The sequence below is a fragment of the Tenacibaculum dicentrarchi genome, assembly GCF_964036635.1.
GTDB classification, from domain to species: Bacteria; Bacteroidota; Bacteroidia; order Flavobacteriales; family Flavobacteriaceae; genus Polaribacter; species Polaribacter dicentrarchi.
The window spans coordinates 2,602,785-2,620,404 of sequence record NZ_OZ038524.1 but is presented as its reverse complement, the minus strand read 5'-3'; the positions used below and the strand labels follow the sequence as shown (position 1 = coordinate 2,620,404).

Annotated in this window: 14 protein-coding genes and 2 tRNA genes; 8 read left to right on the top strand and 8 right to left on the bottom strand. The window is 30.9% G+C overall.

The window, feature by feature from the left end:
- Window positions 1-3: 3 nt before the first annotated feature.
- Together ABNT14_RS11520 and polA are read right to left on the bottom strand one after the other, a co-directional pair.
- A complete protein-coding gene (locus tag ABNT14_RS11520) occupies window positions 4-396 on the bottom strand; it encodes a hypothetical protein (protein ID WP_101903338.1) in 393 nt (130 codons plus the stop codon).
- A 30-nt stretch (window positions 397-426) separates the two neighbouring features.
- Window positions 427-3,285: a DNA polymerase I gene (gene polA, locus ABNT14_RS11515; protein WP_101903337.1), complete on the bottom strand. Its 2,859-nt coding sequence runs from the start codon at window positions 3,283-3,285 to the stop codon at window positions 427-429.
- Window positions 3,286-3,465: 180 nt separating this feature from the next.
- Here polA and ABNT14_RS11510 point away from each other — a divergent pair, with 180 nt between their 5' ends.
- On the top strand, window positions 3,466-4,689 hold the full coding sequence (locus ABNT14_RS11510; RefSeq protein WP_101903336.1) for a metallophosphoesterase: 1,224 nt from the start codon (window positions 3,466-3,468) through the stop codon (window positions 4,687-4,689).
- Window positions 4,690-4,764: 75 nt separating this feature from the next.
- Window positions 4,765-5,058, top strand: a complete 294-nt coding sequence (locus tag ABNT14_RS11505) for a thioredoxin family protein (RefSeq protein ID WP_058886037.1) — start codon at window positions 4,765-4,767, stop codon at window positions 5,056-5,058.
- A 101-nt stretch (window positions 5,059-5,159) separates the two neighbouring features.
- Here the strand turns inward: ABNT14_RS11505 and ABNT14_RS11500 are convergent, their stop codons facing one another.
- Window positions 5,160-8,276, bottom strand: coding sequence for a glycosyltransferase family 117 protein (locus ABNT14_RS11500; protein WP_101903335.1), 3,117 nt, complete (start codon window positions 8,274-8,276; stop codon window positions 5,160-5,162).
- Between the two features lie 180 nt (window positions 8,277-8,456).
- Here ABNT14_RS11500 and ABNT14_RS11495 point away from each other — a divergent pair.
- A tRNA-Gln gene (locus tag ABNT14_RS11495) sits at window positions 8,457-8,528 on the top strand.
- Window positions 8,529-8,608: 80 nt separating this feature from the next.
- Window positions 8,609-8,680 (top strand) — tRNA-Gln (locus ABNT14_RS11490).
- Window positions 8,681-8,722: 42 nt separating this feature from the next.
- Here the strand turns inward: ABNT14_RS11490 and ABNT14_RS11485 are convergent.
- Window positions 8,723-9,073, bottom strand: coding sequence for an arsenate reductase family protein (locus tag ABNT14_RS11485; RefSeq protein WP_101903334.1), 351 nt, complete (start codon window positions 9,071-9,073; stop codon window positions 8,723-8,725).
- Window positions 9,074-9,125: 52 nt separating this feature from the next.
- Here ABNT14_RS11485 and ABNT14_RS11480 point away from each other — a divergent pair, with 52 nt between their 5' ends.
- Window positions 9,126-9,581, top strand: coding sequence for a DinB family protein (locus ABNT14_RS11480; protein WP_101903333.1), 456 nt, complete (start codon window positions 9,126-9,128; stop codon window positions 9,579-9,581).
- A 68-nt stretch (window positions 9,582-9,649) separates the two neighbouring features.
- Here the strand turns inward: ABNT14_RS11480 and ABNT14_RS11475 are convergent, their stop codons facing one another.
- A complete protein-coding gene (locus ABNT14_RS11475; protein WP_101903332.1) occupies window positions 9,650-10,258 on the bottom strand; it encodes a superoxide dismutase in 609 nt (202 codons plus the stop codon).
- A gap of 123 nt (window positions 10,259-10,381) precedes the next feature.
- The gene (fbp, locus tag ABNT14_RS11470; RefSeq protein ID WP_101903331.1) at window positions 10,382-11,416 is read right to left on the bottom strand and encodes a class 1 fructose-bisphosphatase; all 1,035 of its coding nucleotides are present in this window, start codon (window positions 11,414-11,416) and stop codon (window positions 10,382-10,384) included.
- 160 nt (window positions 11,417-11,576) lie between these two features.
- Between fbp and ABNT14_RS11465 the strand changes: the two genes are divergently transcribed.
- The 3 genes from ABNT14_RS11465 to ABNT14_RS11455 are packed head-to-tail and all read left to right on the top strand — an operon-like array spanning window position 11,577 to window position 15,188.
- Complete coding sequence (locus ABNT14_RS11465; RefSeq protein WP_101903330.1) at window positions 11,577-12,062, top strand: GNAT family N-acetyltransferase; 486 nt, start codon at window positions 11,577-11,579, stop codon at window positions 12,060-12,062.
- Window positions 12,049-13,323 (top strand): aspartate kinase, encoded by a 1,275-nt coding sequence (locus ABNT14_RS11460; protein WP_101903329.1) that lies wholly within the window; start codon window positions 12,049-12,051, stop codon window positions 13,321-13,323. Before ABNT14_RS11465 ends, ABNT14_RS11460 begins: the two co-directional genes overlap by 14 nt.
- A 56-nt stretch (window positions 13,324-13,379) precedes the next feature.
- A complete protein-coding gene (locus ABNT14_RS11455) occupies window positions 13,380-15,188 on the top strand; it encodes a GNAT family N-acyltransferase (RefSeq protein WP_101903328.1) in 1,809 nt (602 codons plus the stop codon).
- 141 nt (window positions 15,189-15,329) lie between these two features.
- On the opposite strand, the gene ABNT14_RS11450 is transcribed toward ABNT14_RS11455, so the two are convergent.
- Together ABNT14_RS11450 and rseP are read right to left on the bottom strand one after the other, a co-directional pair.
- On the bottom strand, window positions 15,330-16,031 hold the full coding sequence (locus tag ABNT14_RS11450; RefSeq protein ID WP_101903327.1) for a hypothetical protein: 702 nt from the start codon (window positions 16,029-16,031) through the stop codon (window positions 15,330-15,332).
- A 179-nt stretch (window positions 16,032-16,210) separates the two neighbouring features.
- On the bottom strand, window positions 16,211-17,560 hold the full coding sequence (rseP, locus tag ABNT14_RS11445; protein ID WP_101903326.1) for an RIP metalloprotease RseP: 1,350 nt from the start codon (window positions 17,558-17,560) through the stop codon (window positions 16,211-16,213).
- Window positions 17,561-17,620: the final 60 nt, after the last annotated feature.

Genomic DNA, 17,620 nt, shown 5'->3' with positions numbered 1-17,620 from the left:
GAATTATTCCCCCTCATACCTAGTAGCCGTTGGGCAAAATAACAATTCTGTTGGATTATCAATATCATATAAATACTGATAACTTCTAGTTTCTTTTTGGCAATAAGGCGCTATTAATTGTAGCATATTTTCAAACCCCGCTAAAGTTAGCACACAAAAAAACGTATGCTTGTCTTTGGTTAAAATCCCTTCATCCGATTTGAATAAACCAAAAATTAAATTACAATTTCGAGTTTCAATAAAATCAACTTCAGATACATCTAATCGTTGTTTTTTTTCGATAACAGTCTCTTTAATTAAGTCTCTAAATTTAGTCGCTTCCTCTTTATTGAAATTGTACAAACGTACTACATGTTCATCAAAACCATTGACATTATCTATATAATCTACTTCCATTTCCTCTTGCTTTTCTTTATATAATAAATATTAATGTGCTTGTAACCAATTTTCACCAATTCCGATTTCTACATCCAACGGAACTTCCATTTTAAAGGCATTTTCCATTTCTTGCTTAATAATTGGTTTGATAATTTCTAATTCATCTTTATGAGCGTCAAACACCAATTCATCATGTACTTGCAATAGCATTTTCGATTTAAAATTTTCTTTCTCAAATCGCTTATAAATGTTAATCATTGCTAGTTTTATAATATCGGCTGCACTTCCCTGAATCGGTGCATTTACAGCATTTCTTTCTGCTCCTGAACGCACCATTCCGTTTCTCGAATTGATATCTTTCAAATACCTGCGTCTGTTTAAAACCGTTTCTACATAGCCATTATCACGAGCAAAATCGACTTGTTTTGCCATGTAATTTTTCAACTTCGGATAGGTCTCATAATAGGTATCAATCAATGCTTTTGCTTCTTTTCGAGATAAATCTGTTTGATTGCTCAATCCGAATGCCGAAACCCCATAAACAATACCAAAATTAACCGTTTTTGCATTGCTACGTTGTTCCCGAGTTACTTCATTTAAAGGAACATTAAACACTTTTGATGCCGTAGAAGCATGAATATCTTCGCCATTTTTAAAGGCTTCTATCATCGTTTCTTCTTGGCTTAATGAAGCAATAATTCGCAATTCAATTTGGGAATAATCGGCAGCTAATAACACATAATTTTCATTTCTTGGGATAAAAGCTTTTCGAACTTCCTGCCCTCTTTTGGTACGAATTGGAATATTTTGTAAGTTCGGATTATTCGAACTCAATCTTCCTGTGGATGCCACCGCCTGTGCATAAGATGTATGAATGCGTCCTGTTTTTGAATTTATTTCATTCGGCAAAGCATCAACATAGGTGCTTTTGAGTTTTTTATACTGACGATATTCTTGAATATCTCTAATAATTTGATGGTCTTTTGCTAAAAGAGAAAGCACCTCTTCGGCGGTAGAATATTGCCCTGTTTTGGTTTTTTTCGGCTTTTCAACCAATTTCATATTTTCAAACAATACAATTCCTAATTGTTTTGGGGAAGCAATATTAAATTCTTCGCCTGCTTGCTGGTAAATATTTTTTTCTAAACGCTCAATGTCGCTAGTTAAATCAACAGAAAGTTCTTTTAAAAATGGCACATTTAGGTTAATTCCTTCAATTTCCATGGCTGTTAAAACCGATACTAAAGGCGTTTCAATTTCATTAAATAGCTTGGTTACATTTCCGCTTTCTAATTCTTTTGTAAAATGCTCTTTTAATTGTAGGGTAATATCAGCATCTTCCACCGCATATTCGGTTTGTTTGGCAATTTCAACAGTTCGCATTGACAGTTGATTTTTCCCTTTTTTTCCGATTAATTCAGTAATTGGAACAGGTTGATAATTTAAATAGGTTTCGGCTAAAATATCCATATTATGCCTCATATCTGGATTGATGAGGTAATGTGCAATCATGGTATCAAATAATTTTCCTTTAACAGCAACCTTATAATTTGATAAAACTTTGATATCATATTTTAAATTATGCCCAATTTTTTGAATAGTTGATGCTTCAAAAAACGGTTTAAATTCGTCTAAAATAGCAGTTGTTTCTTCTTGATTTTCAGGAAAAGAAACATAATATCCTTTGCCTATTTCCCAAGAAAAAGAAATTCCGATTAATTCAACTTCCAAGGCTTTTAAACCTGTAGTTTCGGTATCAAAACAGACCGATTTTTGTTGCATTAATTTTTCTAGTAATATTTTTCTTGATAAAGGAGAATTTACCTGTTGATAAAAATGCGGGGTATTTTCAATAGTTTTAAACCCCGAAATAACTGCTTCTTCACTAACAGTTCCAGTTCCTGGGGTTGCAAATAAATCGAACTGCCCATCAGAATCTGTAGTAGGAATTGCTTTGACTGTTGTTTCTTCTTTATTTTCGGTATTTTCTTCGGATGCTTTTTCGCCTGTTTTTACAGGAACGGCGGCGGTAAAAATTCGAACAAAAGTATCGGATAAACGTTTAAATTCTAATTCGTTAAAAATATCGGCAGTTGCTTGAATATTTGGCTGACACATTTCAAAATTTTCTTGATGAAAATCAACAGGAACATCTAACATAATTGTGGCAAGTTCTTTTGATAAAAGCCCAAGTTCAGCATTTGCAATTACTTTTTCTTTCATTTTCCCTTTCAAATCGGCAGTGTTTGCTAGCAGATTTTCCATAGAACCATATTGTGCTAAAAATTTCTTCGCCGTTTTATCACCAACACCAGGTAATCCAGGGATATTATCGACCGCATCGCCCATCATTCCTAAATAATCAATCACTTGTTCAGGACGTTCTACGCCAAATTTTTCTTGAACTTCGGCAATTCCCCAAGTTTCGTATCCGCCACCAAAACGAGGGCGATACATAAAAATATTTTCAGAAACCAATTGAGCAAAATCCTTATCAGGGGTTACCATAAAAGTTTTGTATCCTGCTTTTTCGGCTTTTTTTGCTAGTGTTCCTATAATATCATCTGCTTCATATCCTGATTTTACAACCACAGGAATATTCATCGCTTCTAGCATTTTTTCAATATATGGAATCGCAATTTTTATAGCCTCAGGAGTTTCCTGTCTGTTGGCTTTATATTCAGGAAAAGCCTCTTTTCGAGCCAGAGAACCACCACGGTCAAAACAGACGGCTAAATGGTCTGGTCGTTCCCGTTTTATAACATCTAACATCGAATTGGTAAATCCTAAAATTGCCGAAACATCCATTCCTTTCGAGTTAATTCGTGGATTTTTAATAAATGCGTAATATCCTCTAAAAATTAATGCAAAAGCATCTAGTAAAAAAAGTCGTTTTTGATTTTCCATTGGTGTTTTTTAAGCCTGTTGAAGTGTGGTTGAATATTTTTTTAAAAGCTATTTTGAAAAGAAATGAACAACTAAAAAATAGTCATTAATTCAGTTGGCAAAGCTACGAAACTTTAACAAGACGTTAAAAATTGATTTTAATAATCAACCTATCTTTGTCTTACTTTTAAATATAGTTATATGTCTCGATGGTTGCTTTCAATTTTAAGTATCGTATTTGTTGTTGTTATTTTTGAAGCCTATGCTTTTCAGGCGATAAAAACAATTACTAAAAATAAGTTTATTAAATATAGTTGGCTGTTTGTAGGTTTGTTGGCGTATATCAATTTTTTTTACGTGGTATTTTCTTCGGATAGAAGTTCAGGGCAAACAAAACAATTTCAATGGGCAGTAGGAATGCTTTTAGTCGTTTTACTTCCGAAGTTATGTATGTTATTGGTATTGTTTGGCGAAGATTTTTTTCGATGGATTCAAAAGGGAATTTCTTATATTTCATCCGAAGAAACAAAACCTTTAGCGGGACGAAGAACTTTTATCGCAAAAATAGCCTTAGCAATGGCATCAATCCCTTTGGCGGGATTATTATATGGAATTTTTAAAGGAAAATACAATTATAAAGTACTAAAATATCAATTGTCGTTTAAAGATTTACCCGAAGCTTTTGACGGTTTTACCATCACACAAATTACCGATATTCATTCAGGAAGTTTTACCAATAAAGAAAAAATAAGCTATGCGGTTGATTTGGTAAATCAGCAAAAATCGGATATGATTCTATTTACAGGCGATTTGGTTAATAATTTCGCTCACGAAATGGATAATTGGATTGACGTATTTAAAAAATTAGAAGCGCCTGTTGGTAAATATTCGGTGCTAGGAAATCATGATTATGGCGATTATTCTAAATGGAAAAACGATGCAGATAAAAAAGCGAATTTTAAGGCGATAAAAGATTTACATCCTAAAATTGGCTTTGAATTGTTATTAAACGAACATCGATATATTGAAAAAGACGGACAGAAAATAGCTTTAATTGGCGTTGAAAATTGGGGGAGAGGCTTTAATAAAGCAGGCGATTTAGGCAAAGCATCCGAAGGAATAAAAAAAGAAGATTTTAAAATATTAATGAGTCACGACCCAAGTCATTGGGAAAATAAAGTAAAAAAAGACGTTTTTAATTATCAATTAACATTGAGCGGTCATACGCATGGTTTACAATTCGGTATTGAAATTCCAGGTTGGATTAAATGGAGTCCATCGCAATATGTGTATAAACAATGGGCTGGTTTGTACCAAGAATTTGGGCGTTATATTAATGTAAATAGAGGATTTGGTTACCATGCTTTTCCAGGAAGAGTAGGAATTTGGCCTGAAATTACGGTTATTGAGTTGAAAAAAGCCTGATTTTGTTGTATATATCGCAATCTTTTGCTTAAAAAACACTATTTTTAAGAGAAATATATTTAAAAAACTAGATGTATGGCAAAATTTGGCGAAATTATAAGTAACAATAAACCTGTTTTAATTGATTTTTATACTGATTTAAATCCTTTAGATTCTACGGTAGAAATGCTTAGGCATGTTGCTGCCGCTTTAGGCGATAAGGCAAAAGTAATTAAAATTGATATTAAAGATAACGAGATACTAGCTAAAGCTTTAAGTATTAGAGGGAATCCTACTTTTATAATTTATAAAGAAGGTGTAATGAAGTGGCGAAAAACAGGCGTTCAAGACGCAAATACTTTAATCGGTTTGGTGAAGAAATATTTGTAAAAAAGTATTTTACCTTGTCTTTTCTATTAAAAAAAAACCGCATTACTTAATGTATTATCATTAGTAATGCGGAAGTTCTATTGCTTTTAAAATACTTAAAATTAAGGTTTAATAGTATCTAATTCTCGAACAGGTTGTTGCGGTTCATTAGCCATTAAATGTTTAAATAAACTAGCATGATTTATATAATCGTTAAAAGCTTTTTTTCCGTATTCCATATCATCATCATATTTTGTAATTTGCTGAATAATATTTTGATACATATATAAGTTTGTTTCTAAATTATCAATAATTAAATCAATATCATTATCTTTAAAAGTACTATAATATTTAAGTTTTTGCTGAAAAACATCTATTAAAGTTTCTGCGGTTTCATGTGCTTTTTCGATGTCGCCCATACGATAATATAATTCAGGATATCCTAAAGAAATACTGTAGTGTTCAAATTGTTTAATCGGTAATTTGTATAAAGATAAATCCAATACATCTTTGGCATTCACAGAATCTCCTTCTTTTAAATATTCTTCGGATAAACGCATTAAATTATTACGGATAGAAATTGCGTTGCGCTTAGATTGCTCATCTAAATAAATTTTACCATTGTTGATGGTTTTCCAATTCCATTTTTTAACGTTATCGTACATTTTTTTAGTGTCGATACGTCCCATACTCATTATTGATTTCCCTTTGTTTGATGTTTTAATAGGAACAAATTTGTATGACATTCCGTCTAACTGTAAATAATCTTTTAACCAAATATATTCTTCATCTGCATTTGCACCTCCTGTAAAATAAATAGGACGTTTCCACTGAAAATTATTTAAAATATCGAGCATTAAAATTCGATTTTTGGTTAAACCTTGCTCGCTAACAGTAATATCGATATAGTCTAAAATTTTATCGGCATCTTTTTGTGCTACCAATCCTGTTTTTAAAACATTGGCTTTATTTACAGGAATTCGAATATGATTTGTAGGATAAAACTTTTCTCTAACATCATTTTCTTCATCAATATAATAGGTTTGGTCATTATCACTTTCAATCCATCGCATAAAATTATTTATAGACATTATAGAGTCTTTAAATCGTGGATGTGCAATATGATACGCCATATCTAAGGTTCCGTATTTATATTGTTCGTGTGTTAATTGCGACGGAATAGGTTCAGCTTGGTATGTTTTCTTTTTCATTTGGTCGATATACCAAGCAGTTTGAAAAAGACTCGTATTTACAATTTTAATATCCTGACGAACACCCTCGACCTGTTGCATGTACCAAAGTGGAAAGGTATCATTATCGCCAATGGTAAAAATTATCGCATTTGGATCGCAACTCTCTAAATAGGTTTGTGCATTTAATTGTGCTATAAAACGGTCGCCTCTATCGTGGTCATCCCAATTTTGAACGCCCATTAATACAGGAACAGCCAATAATGAAACTGCCGATACTCCAATAGCAACGGTTCTTTTGTTAGCATAATTTTTTAAATAATCATACAAAGCAAAAACACCAAAACCGATCCAAATTGCAAATACATAAAACGAACCAACTACGGCATAATCACGTTCACGAGGTTCAAAAGGTCTTGGGTTGGTGTAAAATATAATAGCAAAACCAGTAAAAGCAAAGAATAGGGCAAGGGTATATAAATTGTTTTTATCTTTTTTAGATTGATAAATTAATCCGATTAATCCTAAAATTAAAGGCAAGAAAAAGTATTTATTACGTCCTTTATTATTTTTGATGTCATCAGGTAAGTTTTGTTGAGAACCCAAGCGGATTTCATCAATAAAATCGATACCGCTTAACCAGTTTCCGTTTTCAATATCTAAATGACCCTGTGCATCGTTTTGTCTTCCAACGAAATTCCACATAAAATAACGCCCATACATGTATCCAAATTGATAATCAATCATGAATTTCATGTTCTCAATAAAAGTTGGTCGTCTTTTACTACGTGCAGGAATTCCTGTAATTCGTTTGTAATGTTGTTCTGAAGCAGGGTTTACCATTCTTGGAATAAATCCTTTGTGTTTGCTCGAATAATTAGGAACTATATTTTTGTATTTATTTACAATAATATATTTTCCGTTTTTCTTTTCGTATTTCGGTTTATCATCCTTAAAAGGTTGCTCAGCATCCTGTGTTCTATCATGTGCAACTGAATAATAATTATCATAAAAAACATTAGCATCACCATATTGTTCACGGTTGTAATAGGCTAATAATTCACGAGCACTCGACGGATTATTTTCGTTAATAACAGTGTCGGCATTGGCACGAATAGGCAACATCAACCAAGATGAAAAACCAATCATAATAAAGAGTACTGACAATACCAAAGTATTTGCCATTACTAGGTTTTTTTTGCGGGTAAAACTTAATCCGAAGTAAAATAACCCGATTAAAATAATTCCAGCAATAATAGTTCCTGTGTTGTATGGTAAGCCTATTTCATTGATAAAAAATAATTCTGAAACACTAAAGAATTTAAGGGTAAACGGAAACAAAAATTTAAAAACAAAAGCTAAAACTAATATGGAAATTAAAGTAGCAACTGCGGTTGTTTTTAGGGTGATATTTTTATAGGTTTTGAAGAAATATAACATCACAATTGAAGGAATAACTAAGAGCGATAAAATATGAACTCCAAACGATAATCCAACTACAAAACTAATAATTACGAGCCATTTGTGTCCTCTTGGAGTATTTATTTCGTCTTCCCAACGTAGTCCTAACCAAAATAATAACGCCATTAAAAATGACGACATTGCATATACTTCACCTTCTACGGCACTAAACCAAAAACTATCTGAAAAAGTATAGGTTAATGCACCAACTAATCCACTACCTAAAACGGCGATGGCTTCATTTTTACTGAATTTACCATTTTTGATAGCCATTTTTTTAGCCAAATTGGTAATGGTCCAAAACATAAATAAAATAGTAAAAGCGCTGGCTAAGCCTGACATGAAATTTACCATTTTAGCCCATTGACTAGGGTCGTTACTAAACATAGCGAAAAAAGCACCTAACATTTGAAACAAAGGCGCTCCTGGTGGATGCCCAACTTCTAGCTTAACAGCGGTAGAAATATATTCGCCACAATCCCACGAACTAACGGTTGGCTCTAGAGTTAATGTGTAGGTTATTAGCGCTACAGCAAATGAAAACCACCCTAAAAGAGTGTTCCATTTTTTATAATTAAAATTGTTCATAGTTTTTATATAGTAAAATACGAAAGTATTAATAACTGTTCATTTTTTATTGAAAACAAAAATATAATTTTAAGGAATTTAAGCAAATAGTAGGCTACATAAAAAGATGTTAAAATAAAAAAGTAAAAAAAATTTGTGAATATAAAACTTTATGCTATATTTGCACCCGAAATAAGTAATTGGCCTATGGTGTAATTGGTAACACACCGGTTTTTGGTACCGACATTCAAGGTTCGAGTCCTTGTAGGCCAACTTAGTAATTTTAAAACTTTAAGTTAGCTTTAAAAATTACTGAAATATGAAAAATATTTTTATATTTGCAACTTATTAACTGGCCTATGGTGTAATTGGTAACACACCGGTTTTTGGTACCGACATTCAAGGTTCGAGTCCTTGTAGGCCAACAAAAGCTTCATAATCGTTAAAATTATGAAGCTTTCTTGGTTTTATGAATTTAATTCTTTTTTTACCACTTCAATTACTTTTTTACTATTTCCGATAAATATTTTATCTTCCAAAATAAAAACAGGGCGCTTTAAAAAAGTGTATTCTTCTAAAATAAAATCACGATATTCAGCTTCTGTAATATCTTTATTCTTTAAATCTTTTTCTTTGTACAATCTTGCACGTTTATTGAATAAACTTTCATAACTGTCGGTTAATTTTCGCATTTCTTCTAATTGGCTAACAGTAACGTTATTGGTTTTTATTTCTTGCTTTTCAAATCCCTTAATGTTCACTTCTTTTAAAATGCGTTTGCAAGTGTCACAAGTTTGTAAAAAATATACTTTCTTCATCGTTTGACTGGTTTAATAATTATCTTTGAATTCCGCTAAAATAGGTAGAATAATGAACACGCAATTTGAAATTTTAAGAAAATCAAGAGGAATAGTTTTAAAAAAAACAGAAAACTTATCGATAGAGCAATTACATAAAATTCCTGAAGGATTTACAAATAATATAGCTTGGAACCTTGCTCATTTAGTAGTAACTCAACAGTTATTACAGTATAAATTATCAGGATTAAATTGCTTGGTTTCTGATGAATTAATTGAAAATTATAAAAAAGGAACAGTTCCTACAGAAACATTTTCGGAAGAAGAGCTGGAGGAAGTAAAAGAGTTGTTTATCGGCTTACCTGATACCTTACAAGAAGATTTTGAGGCAGGTATTTTTACAGAATATACAGCTTATGAAACAAGTACAGGTTTTACAATAGATTCTATAGAATCGGCAATAGCTTTTAATAACTTACATGAAGGTATTCATTTAGGTGTTATTTTAGCTTTAGTAAAGTTAGTTTAAATTATAAAAAAACTCCAAAGTAATTATTACTTTGGAGTTTTATATTCTTTAAAAAAATTGCTTAAAGATTATTTAGCTTCAGTAAATCTTCTTTCTACTTCGTTCCAGTTGATTACTTTAAAGAAAGCATCAATATAATCAGGACGACGGTTTTGGTAGTTTAAGTAGTATGCATGTTCCCAAACATCTAATCCTAAAATAGGAGTTCCTTCACAAGCAACACCAGGCATTAATGGATTGTCTTGGTTTGGAGTAGAACAAACTTCAATTTCTCCACCTTTTTTAACACATAACCAAGCCCATCCTGAACCAAATTGAGTTGCAGCAGCCTTAGAAAAAGCTTCAATAAAAGCTTCTTTTGAACCAAATTTAGCTTCAATAGCATCTTTTAATTCTCCAGATAAGTAACCTCTATCTTCAGGGTTCATTACTGTCCAGAATAAAGAGTGATTAAAAAAACCACCTCCGTTATTACGGACTGCTCCGTTACTCATATCTAAATTAGCAAGAATATCTTCAATAGATTTTCCTTCTAAATCAGTACCAGTAACTGCAGCATTTAATTTAGATGTATATCCGTTATGGTGTTTACTATGGTGAATTTCCATAGTTCTTGCGTCAATATTTGGTTCTAATGCATCGTAAGCATATCCTAATTCAGGTAATTCAAAAGCCATAATTATTTATTTTTAAGTGAGTTAATTTTTTGTTTTAATAAATGTAAATTTAATTCAAAAAAATAAGGCAAACAACTGTTTGCCTTATTCTAAATTTATAGAACTATAAATAATTGTTATTATTTAATATATAGGTTTTTCATCCGAAGAAAATTCTCCCATAAATTCTTCTGCTTTTTCTACCATTTGCTTACTTCCACAGAAAAAAGGTACACGTTGGTGTAATTCTGATGGCGCAATATCCATAATTCTTGTAAAACCATCGGTTGCTTTACCACCTGCTTGTTCACAAATAAAAGCCATTGGGTTACATTCGTATAATAAACGTAATTTTCCGTTAGGGCTAATAGTGGTTGATGGATAAATATAAATTCCTCCTTTAATCATATTTCTATGAAAATCGGTTACTAATGAGCCAACATAACGTGCTGTATAAGGTCGGTTATCTGCTTTGTTTAAATCTTTACAATGTACTAAAAAGCGCTTCATTCCTTCTTGAAAATACGTAAAATAGCCCTCACTTACAGAGTATATTTTACCAATGTCAGGAAATTTCATGTTTGGGTGCGATAGGTAAAAAGTACCAATTGCAGGGTTTAGTGTAAATCCGTTTACGCCATTTCCTGTAGTAAAAACTAACATGGTTGAAGTTCCGTAAGCAACATAACCAGCTGCTACTTGTTCGCTTCCTTTTTGTAAGAAGTCTTCTTTTGTTACAGGAGTTCCTACAGGAGAAACTCGTCTGTAAATAGAAAAAATAGTTCCTACAGATATATTTACATCAATATTTGACGAACCGTCTAAAGGGTCCATTAATAAGACATATTTATTTTCGTTTGTTTTATTTTTTCCTTCAACAATTACAAAATCATCTTCTTCTTCACTAGCAATACCACAAACAATTTCACGGTTTATAAGTGTTTGTTTAAAAAGATCGTTTGCTAAGATATCTAGTTTTTGTTGTGTTTCTCCTTGTACGTTGATATCGCCAGAAGCACCTGTAATATCTACTAAACCAGCTTTTCTAATTTCATGATTTACTACTTTTGCAGCTAAACGAATTGAGTTGATTAAACGAGATAACTCACCCGTAGAGTATTTAAAATCTTTCTGATATCCAATAATAAACTCTCCTAGAGTCATGTGCTTGTTGTTCATGTCAAATTTTTGTGTGGTTTACAAAGATGCCAACTTTTTTGCGCTTTTACAATGTTTTTATTTGTTAAAAATTTTTAACAAATAGAAACGATGTGTTTTAAATTTCTATTTGTTTTTTAGCAAGATATATTAAGAATTATCTTTACACAAAATTTTTAGAATGAGTTTTATAATTAGAGAAGGAGAAAAAAAAGATGCACAATCAATATTAAATTTAATTATTGAATTAGCTGTTTTTGAAAAAGAACCAAATGCTGTTGAAATTAATCTTGACACTTTAATTGCCGATGGTTTTTCTAAAAATCCGAAGTTTAAAACCTTTGTAGCTCAGGATATTGATGGAACAATTATAGGGATGACACTTTTTTATGAACGATATTCTACTTGGAAAGGAAAAACAATTCATTTAGAAGATTTAATGGTTACTCAAGCAAAAAGAGGCATTGGTGCAGGTAAAAAATTATACGGTTCTGTGATGAATTATGCACAAAAAAATGGTTTTAAAAGAGTTGCTTGGGAAGTATTAGATTGGAATACAAATGCCATCGATTTTTATAAAAAAACAGGAGCAACTGTTTATAATCAGTGGCGAGTTTGTCAAATGGGAGAACAGCATTTAATACAATTTTGTAATGAGAATATTTAAGTTTGGAGGCGCATCAGTAAAAGATGCTAACGCTGTAAAAAACGTAGCAAACGTGTTACAGCACGAAGGTACAGAAAATGTTTTGGTAGTAATTTCGGCAATGGGAAAAATGACCAATGCTTTTGAAGAAATTATCAATGCTTATTTTTATAAAAAAGATAATTTAAAAGAAGCGATTTGTTTTGTTGAAAATTTTCATCAAAAAATAGTAACCGATTTATTTGACAAAAAGCATCCTGTTTTTAATAAAGTAAACCATTTATTAGGTGAATTAAGTGGTTTTATGGTTCAAAATACTTCGGATGATTATGATTATGTCTACGACCAAATTGTTGGTTTTGGCGAGTTGTTATCGACGATTATTGTGAGTGCTTATTTATCTGAAATTGGCATAGAAAACAAGTGGATAGACGTTAGAAACTGCATTAAAACGGATGCCAATTATAGAGATGCAAAAATTGATTGGAAGCTAACTGAAGCGCAAATAAATACGTATATTGTTAAAAAAACCTTAAATATTACCCAAGGTTTTTTAGGAAGTACATCACTTAAAACAGTTAAAAACAAGCAAAATACGCCTATAACAACAACCCTAGGAAGAGAAGGTTCTGATTACACAGCAGGTATTTTTGCTTATTGTTTAAATGCCAAAAGTGTAACTATTTGGAAAGATGTTACAGGAGTTTTAAATGCCGATCCTCGGGTGTTTACACAAACGGAATTGCTACACGAAATTTCTTATACCGAAGCTATTGAAATGGCTTTTTATGGAGCGTCTGTAATTCATCCAAAAACGATTCAACCTTTAGAGAAAAAAAATATCCCACTTTTTGTGCGTTCTTTCGATGATTTATCAAACAAAGGAACTTGTGTAGGAAAAGGCACTAAAATTAATCCTGAAGTACCGTGTTTTATAGTAAAAAAACATCAAATTTTGATTTCAATTTCGGCTAAAGATTTTTCTTTTATGGTAGAAAGCAATATCAGTGCTGTTTTTGAGAAATTACATAAATATAAATTAAAGGTAAATTTAATTCAAAATTCAGCCATTAGTTTTTCGGTTTGTGTAGATGATAAATATGATTTATTCGACGCTTTTTATACCGATTTAAAATCAGATTTTAAAATAAAAACTTACAAAGAAGTTACACTTTATACTATTCGTCATTTTGATGAAAAAGCGCTTGAAAAAATACGTAAAAAAGGAAAGTCAATTATAAGTCAAATTAATACAGAAACAGCGCAGTTGGTTATACAATAAAAAATTATAGTCTCGCAAAATTCAGTTATATTTGCATTTATGCCAAATTTGAATTAATGGGAATAGTTACATCAAAAGAAATTGCTAAAGTTATCGGATTAGATAAATTAGGTGTTGTAGGAACTTTTACAGGATGGTTATTGATGAGGGTTTTACGCATTTCTGCAATTAATAAAATATATGATAATAATAAAGATAAAACAGACTTAGAATTTTTAAATGGTGTTTTAGCTGACTGCAAAGTTACTTATGAAATACCTGAAGAAGATTTAAAAAGAATTCCTAAAGAAGGACCTTTTATTACTATTTCTAATCATCCTTTAGGGGCTATGGATGGTGTTTTATTACTTAAAATATTAGTAGAAAAAAGACCAGATTACAAAATTATAGCCAACTTTTTATTACACAAAATTGAACCTTTACAGCCGTATATAATGCCAGTAAATCCTTTTGAAGATAGAAAGGATGCTAAATCGAGTATTGCAGGGATTAAAAATTCATTATTGCATTTACGTGAAGGAAAACCTTTAGGAATTTTTCCTGCCGGAGAAGTTTCTACGCATCGTGATGGTAAATTAATGGTTGATAAACCTTGGGAAGATGGAGCTGTACGCTTAATTAAAAAAGCAAAAGTACCGGTAATTCCTATTTATTTTCATGCTAAAAACAGCCCGTTATTTTATTTACTGTCTAGAATTAGTGGAACTCTTAGAACAGCAAAATTACCATCGGAAGCAGTTTCTCAAAATAATAAGGTGATAAAAGTACGAATAGGAAAAGCTATTTCTGTAAAAGATCAGGCAGAATTTAAAGATATTCCTTCTTTTTATCAATTTATAAGAAAGAAAACATATATGTTGGCGAATCCTTTTGAAAAAGAATCGTCAAAAATATTATCACCTAAAAATTTAAAAATCCCTAAAAAAGCTAAAAAAATTACGACACAAAGAGCACCCGATTTATTTACTAAAGAAGTAGATGCTTTAAGGGAAAAGGGAAGCCGATTACTAGAAAGTAAAAATTATGAGGTCTTTTTTGCAAATGCAAAAGAAATACCAAATGTTTTACATGAAATTGGCCGTTTACGTGAAATTACCTTTAGAGATATTGGCGAAGGAACAAACAAAGCCATCGATTTAGATAAGTTTGATAAATATTATCATCACCTATTTTTATGGGATAGCGTTGCTAAAGAATTAGTAGGGGCTTACCGAATGGGGTTAGGGAAAGATATTTTTAAAAAGTACGGAATTAACGGTTTTTATATACATACTTTATTTCGAATTGAACCTGAATTGTATAGCATGATGGAAAATTCGATGGAGTTAGGGCGTGCTTTTGTTGCAAAGAGTTATCAGCAAAAACCAATGCCATTATTTTTACTTTGGAAAGGAATTGTACACGTTACATTGCGTCATCCTGAATATAAATATTTATTGGGCGGTGTGAGTATTAGCAATAAATTTTCGGCGTTTTCGAAGTCGTTAATGATTGAGTTTATGAAGTCTCATTATTACGATCCGTATGTGGCGCAATATATTTATCCGAAGCAAGAATTTAAAGTAAAACTAAAAGATGCCGATAAAGATTTTGTATTTGATGCCACCAAAGCAGATATGCAAAAATTTGATAAAATTATCGATGAAATTGAGCCAGGAGCATTGCGTATGCCAGTACTTATTAAAAAATATGTAAAGCAAAATGGGCGTTTAGTAGCTTTTAATGTCGATCCGAAATTTAATAATGCTGTGGATGGTTTGTTGTATATAAAAGTAGCTGAAATACCTGACAGCACTTTAAAACCTGTTATAGAAGAGTATCAGGCACAATTAGAAAAGCAAGCTTCTGAAAATTTAAAGAAGTAGTTTTTAAAGGTTTTGAAATCAAATAAAATAGAAAAGCATCGTGGTTATTACGATGCTTTTTTTGTGTTTAAATCGACGCTAATTTCACTGATTTTTGCAAATATTGAGTTTAGAATCTGTTTAAATTCTATCTAAAAAAAATTACAGTAATTCGTCTATACCTCTCATTTCTAAGGTTCTTAAATTGACTACATTATGAATAAAAACATAAGGCTCATTATCATTATTCTTTTGAATAAAGAAGCCGTCAGGTGAACTTTCTATATGCCCGAAAATATAATATTCATCATCAGATATTGTTATATTTTTATCAAAAAAAGAAGTTATTCTAAATTTAAGACTATTTTTTTTAACGTAAATTTTTGTTATAAAATCACAGTTTTCTTTTTTAATTTTTTCAATTTTAACTTTAAAACTAATATAGCCGAAAAGATCATTATACTCAGATAATTTTTTACCTTCTACATATTTGTTTGTAATAATTGAATCTATTTTTGATTTGAGTATTGTTTTTTTTAAAATTTTTTGATTTAAAAAATCGAATGATAGTTTATTAAAGTAACAACATTTACTAGAAAGGGAAGTGAGTATTTTTGATTTTAAATAATTTTTTTTCTTAATCTCAATATTATAAATATCTGCTTCTTTTTTAGTTAAGTTAAACTTCTTCTTAATTATATTCTGACAATTAGTAAATTCAATTTTTAGGTTTTTATAATTTTCAATTTTCTGAATACATTCGCATAAATTCGGTGTTATTTTATCGATTAAACGATCAATTTCTTGTGAATTTATTGTGGTATAATTTATTAAAAAGATAAAAAATACAATTAATTTATTCATTTTAAAGGTGTTAAGTGTTTTATTAATAAAGCCTGTACTGTATTTCGGGAAAAACAGATTTTATGAAATTATTTTATCCGATTCTATTGTAAATATTTTCTAAACACGAATATAGCCCAAAAAAAGGGACTCGTTAAAACGAAATCCCTTTTTAAATTATAATTATTTAGTTAACTATTTTACTTAAAAAATGTCCTAAAAATATCATTACCGTTGGCAAATAAAAGCAAGGTTATCAACAAGATAAAACCTATTAATTGTGCGTATTCTAAAAATTTATCACCAGGTTTTTTACCGGTAATCATTTCCCATAAAGTGAACACTACATGACCACCATCTAAGGCAGGAATTGGCAATAAATTCATAACGCCTAACATAATTGATAAGAAAGCGGTGATGTTCCAAAAAACTTCCCAGCTAAATTCGGCAGGAAAAATACTTCCGATTGAAATAAAACCTCCCAAACCTTTATAAGCACCTGTGCTTGGGTTAAAAACCTTTTTTAATTGCTTAATATAATTGGTAACCGTTGACCATGCTTTTACTGTTCCCGCAGGAATCGCTTCGCTAATTGAATATGTTTTTTTAGCTAATTTATAATAGCCTAATTTTTCTAAATCTTTTGAAGATAATTGCCCTAATCCAACTCCTAATTTTCCTTTTTCAGTAATTTTTACAGGAATACTTAAGCTTTCAGAAGCTCTTTGAATAGTTATATTAACCGCTTGTCCTTTGTTTTTTTCTAGTTCAATTTTTGCCTGATCTAAATATTTTGTTGAAACACCATTTATTGCAGTAACAATATCTTTAGCTTGTAAATCGCTATTAATATTTGGTGAATCTTTAGAAATATTTGCAATAACAAGCGGTAAACGAACCGAAATAAAACTTCCAGAATTTTTATCTCTATCAACTAATTTTGAAATAAAATCAGTAGGAATTTCTTTTTCAATAACAACGCCATTTCTTTGAATCGTATAATTATTTCCGTTGATAAACTCTAAAGGAAGTTCGCTAAATTTTCGAATTGCTTTCCCGTCAATTGTTAATATTTTATCACCAGTAAGTAATCCTAAATCTTTTCCTAGCTGATTTTGTACCCAAACACCATCTTTTAAATTATCGTTTGGTAAAAATTTTTCGCCGTAAGTGTACATCAAACAAATGTAAATTACAATCCCTAAAATAAAGTTTACCGTAACACCACCTAGCATAATAATTAACCGTTGCCACGCTGGTTTTGAACGAAATTCCCAAGGTTGTGCGGGTTTATTTAGCTGTTCGGTATCCATACTTTCGTCAATCATTCCCGCTATTTTTACGTAGCCTCCAAGCGGAATCCACCCGATTCCATACACGGTATCGCCTATTTTCTTTTTGAAAATAGAAAACTTATAATCAAAAAATAAGTAAAATTTTTCAACCTTAGTTTTAAATATTTTTGCAGGGATAAAATGCCCTAATTCATGTAAAACAATTAAGAGCGATAAGCTCAAAATAAATTGTACTGCTTTTATTAACGTCTCCATAAAGATGTATTTCTAAATTTAAAAATAGCACAAATGTACGTATTTTCAATACAGCTGTAA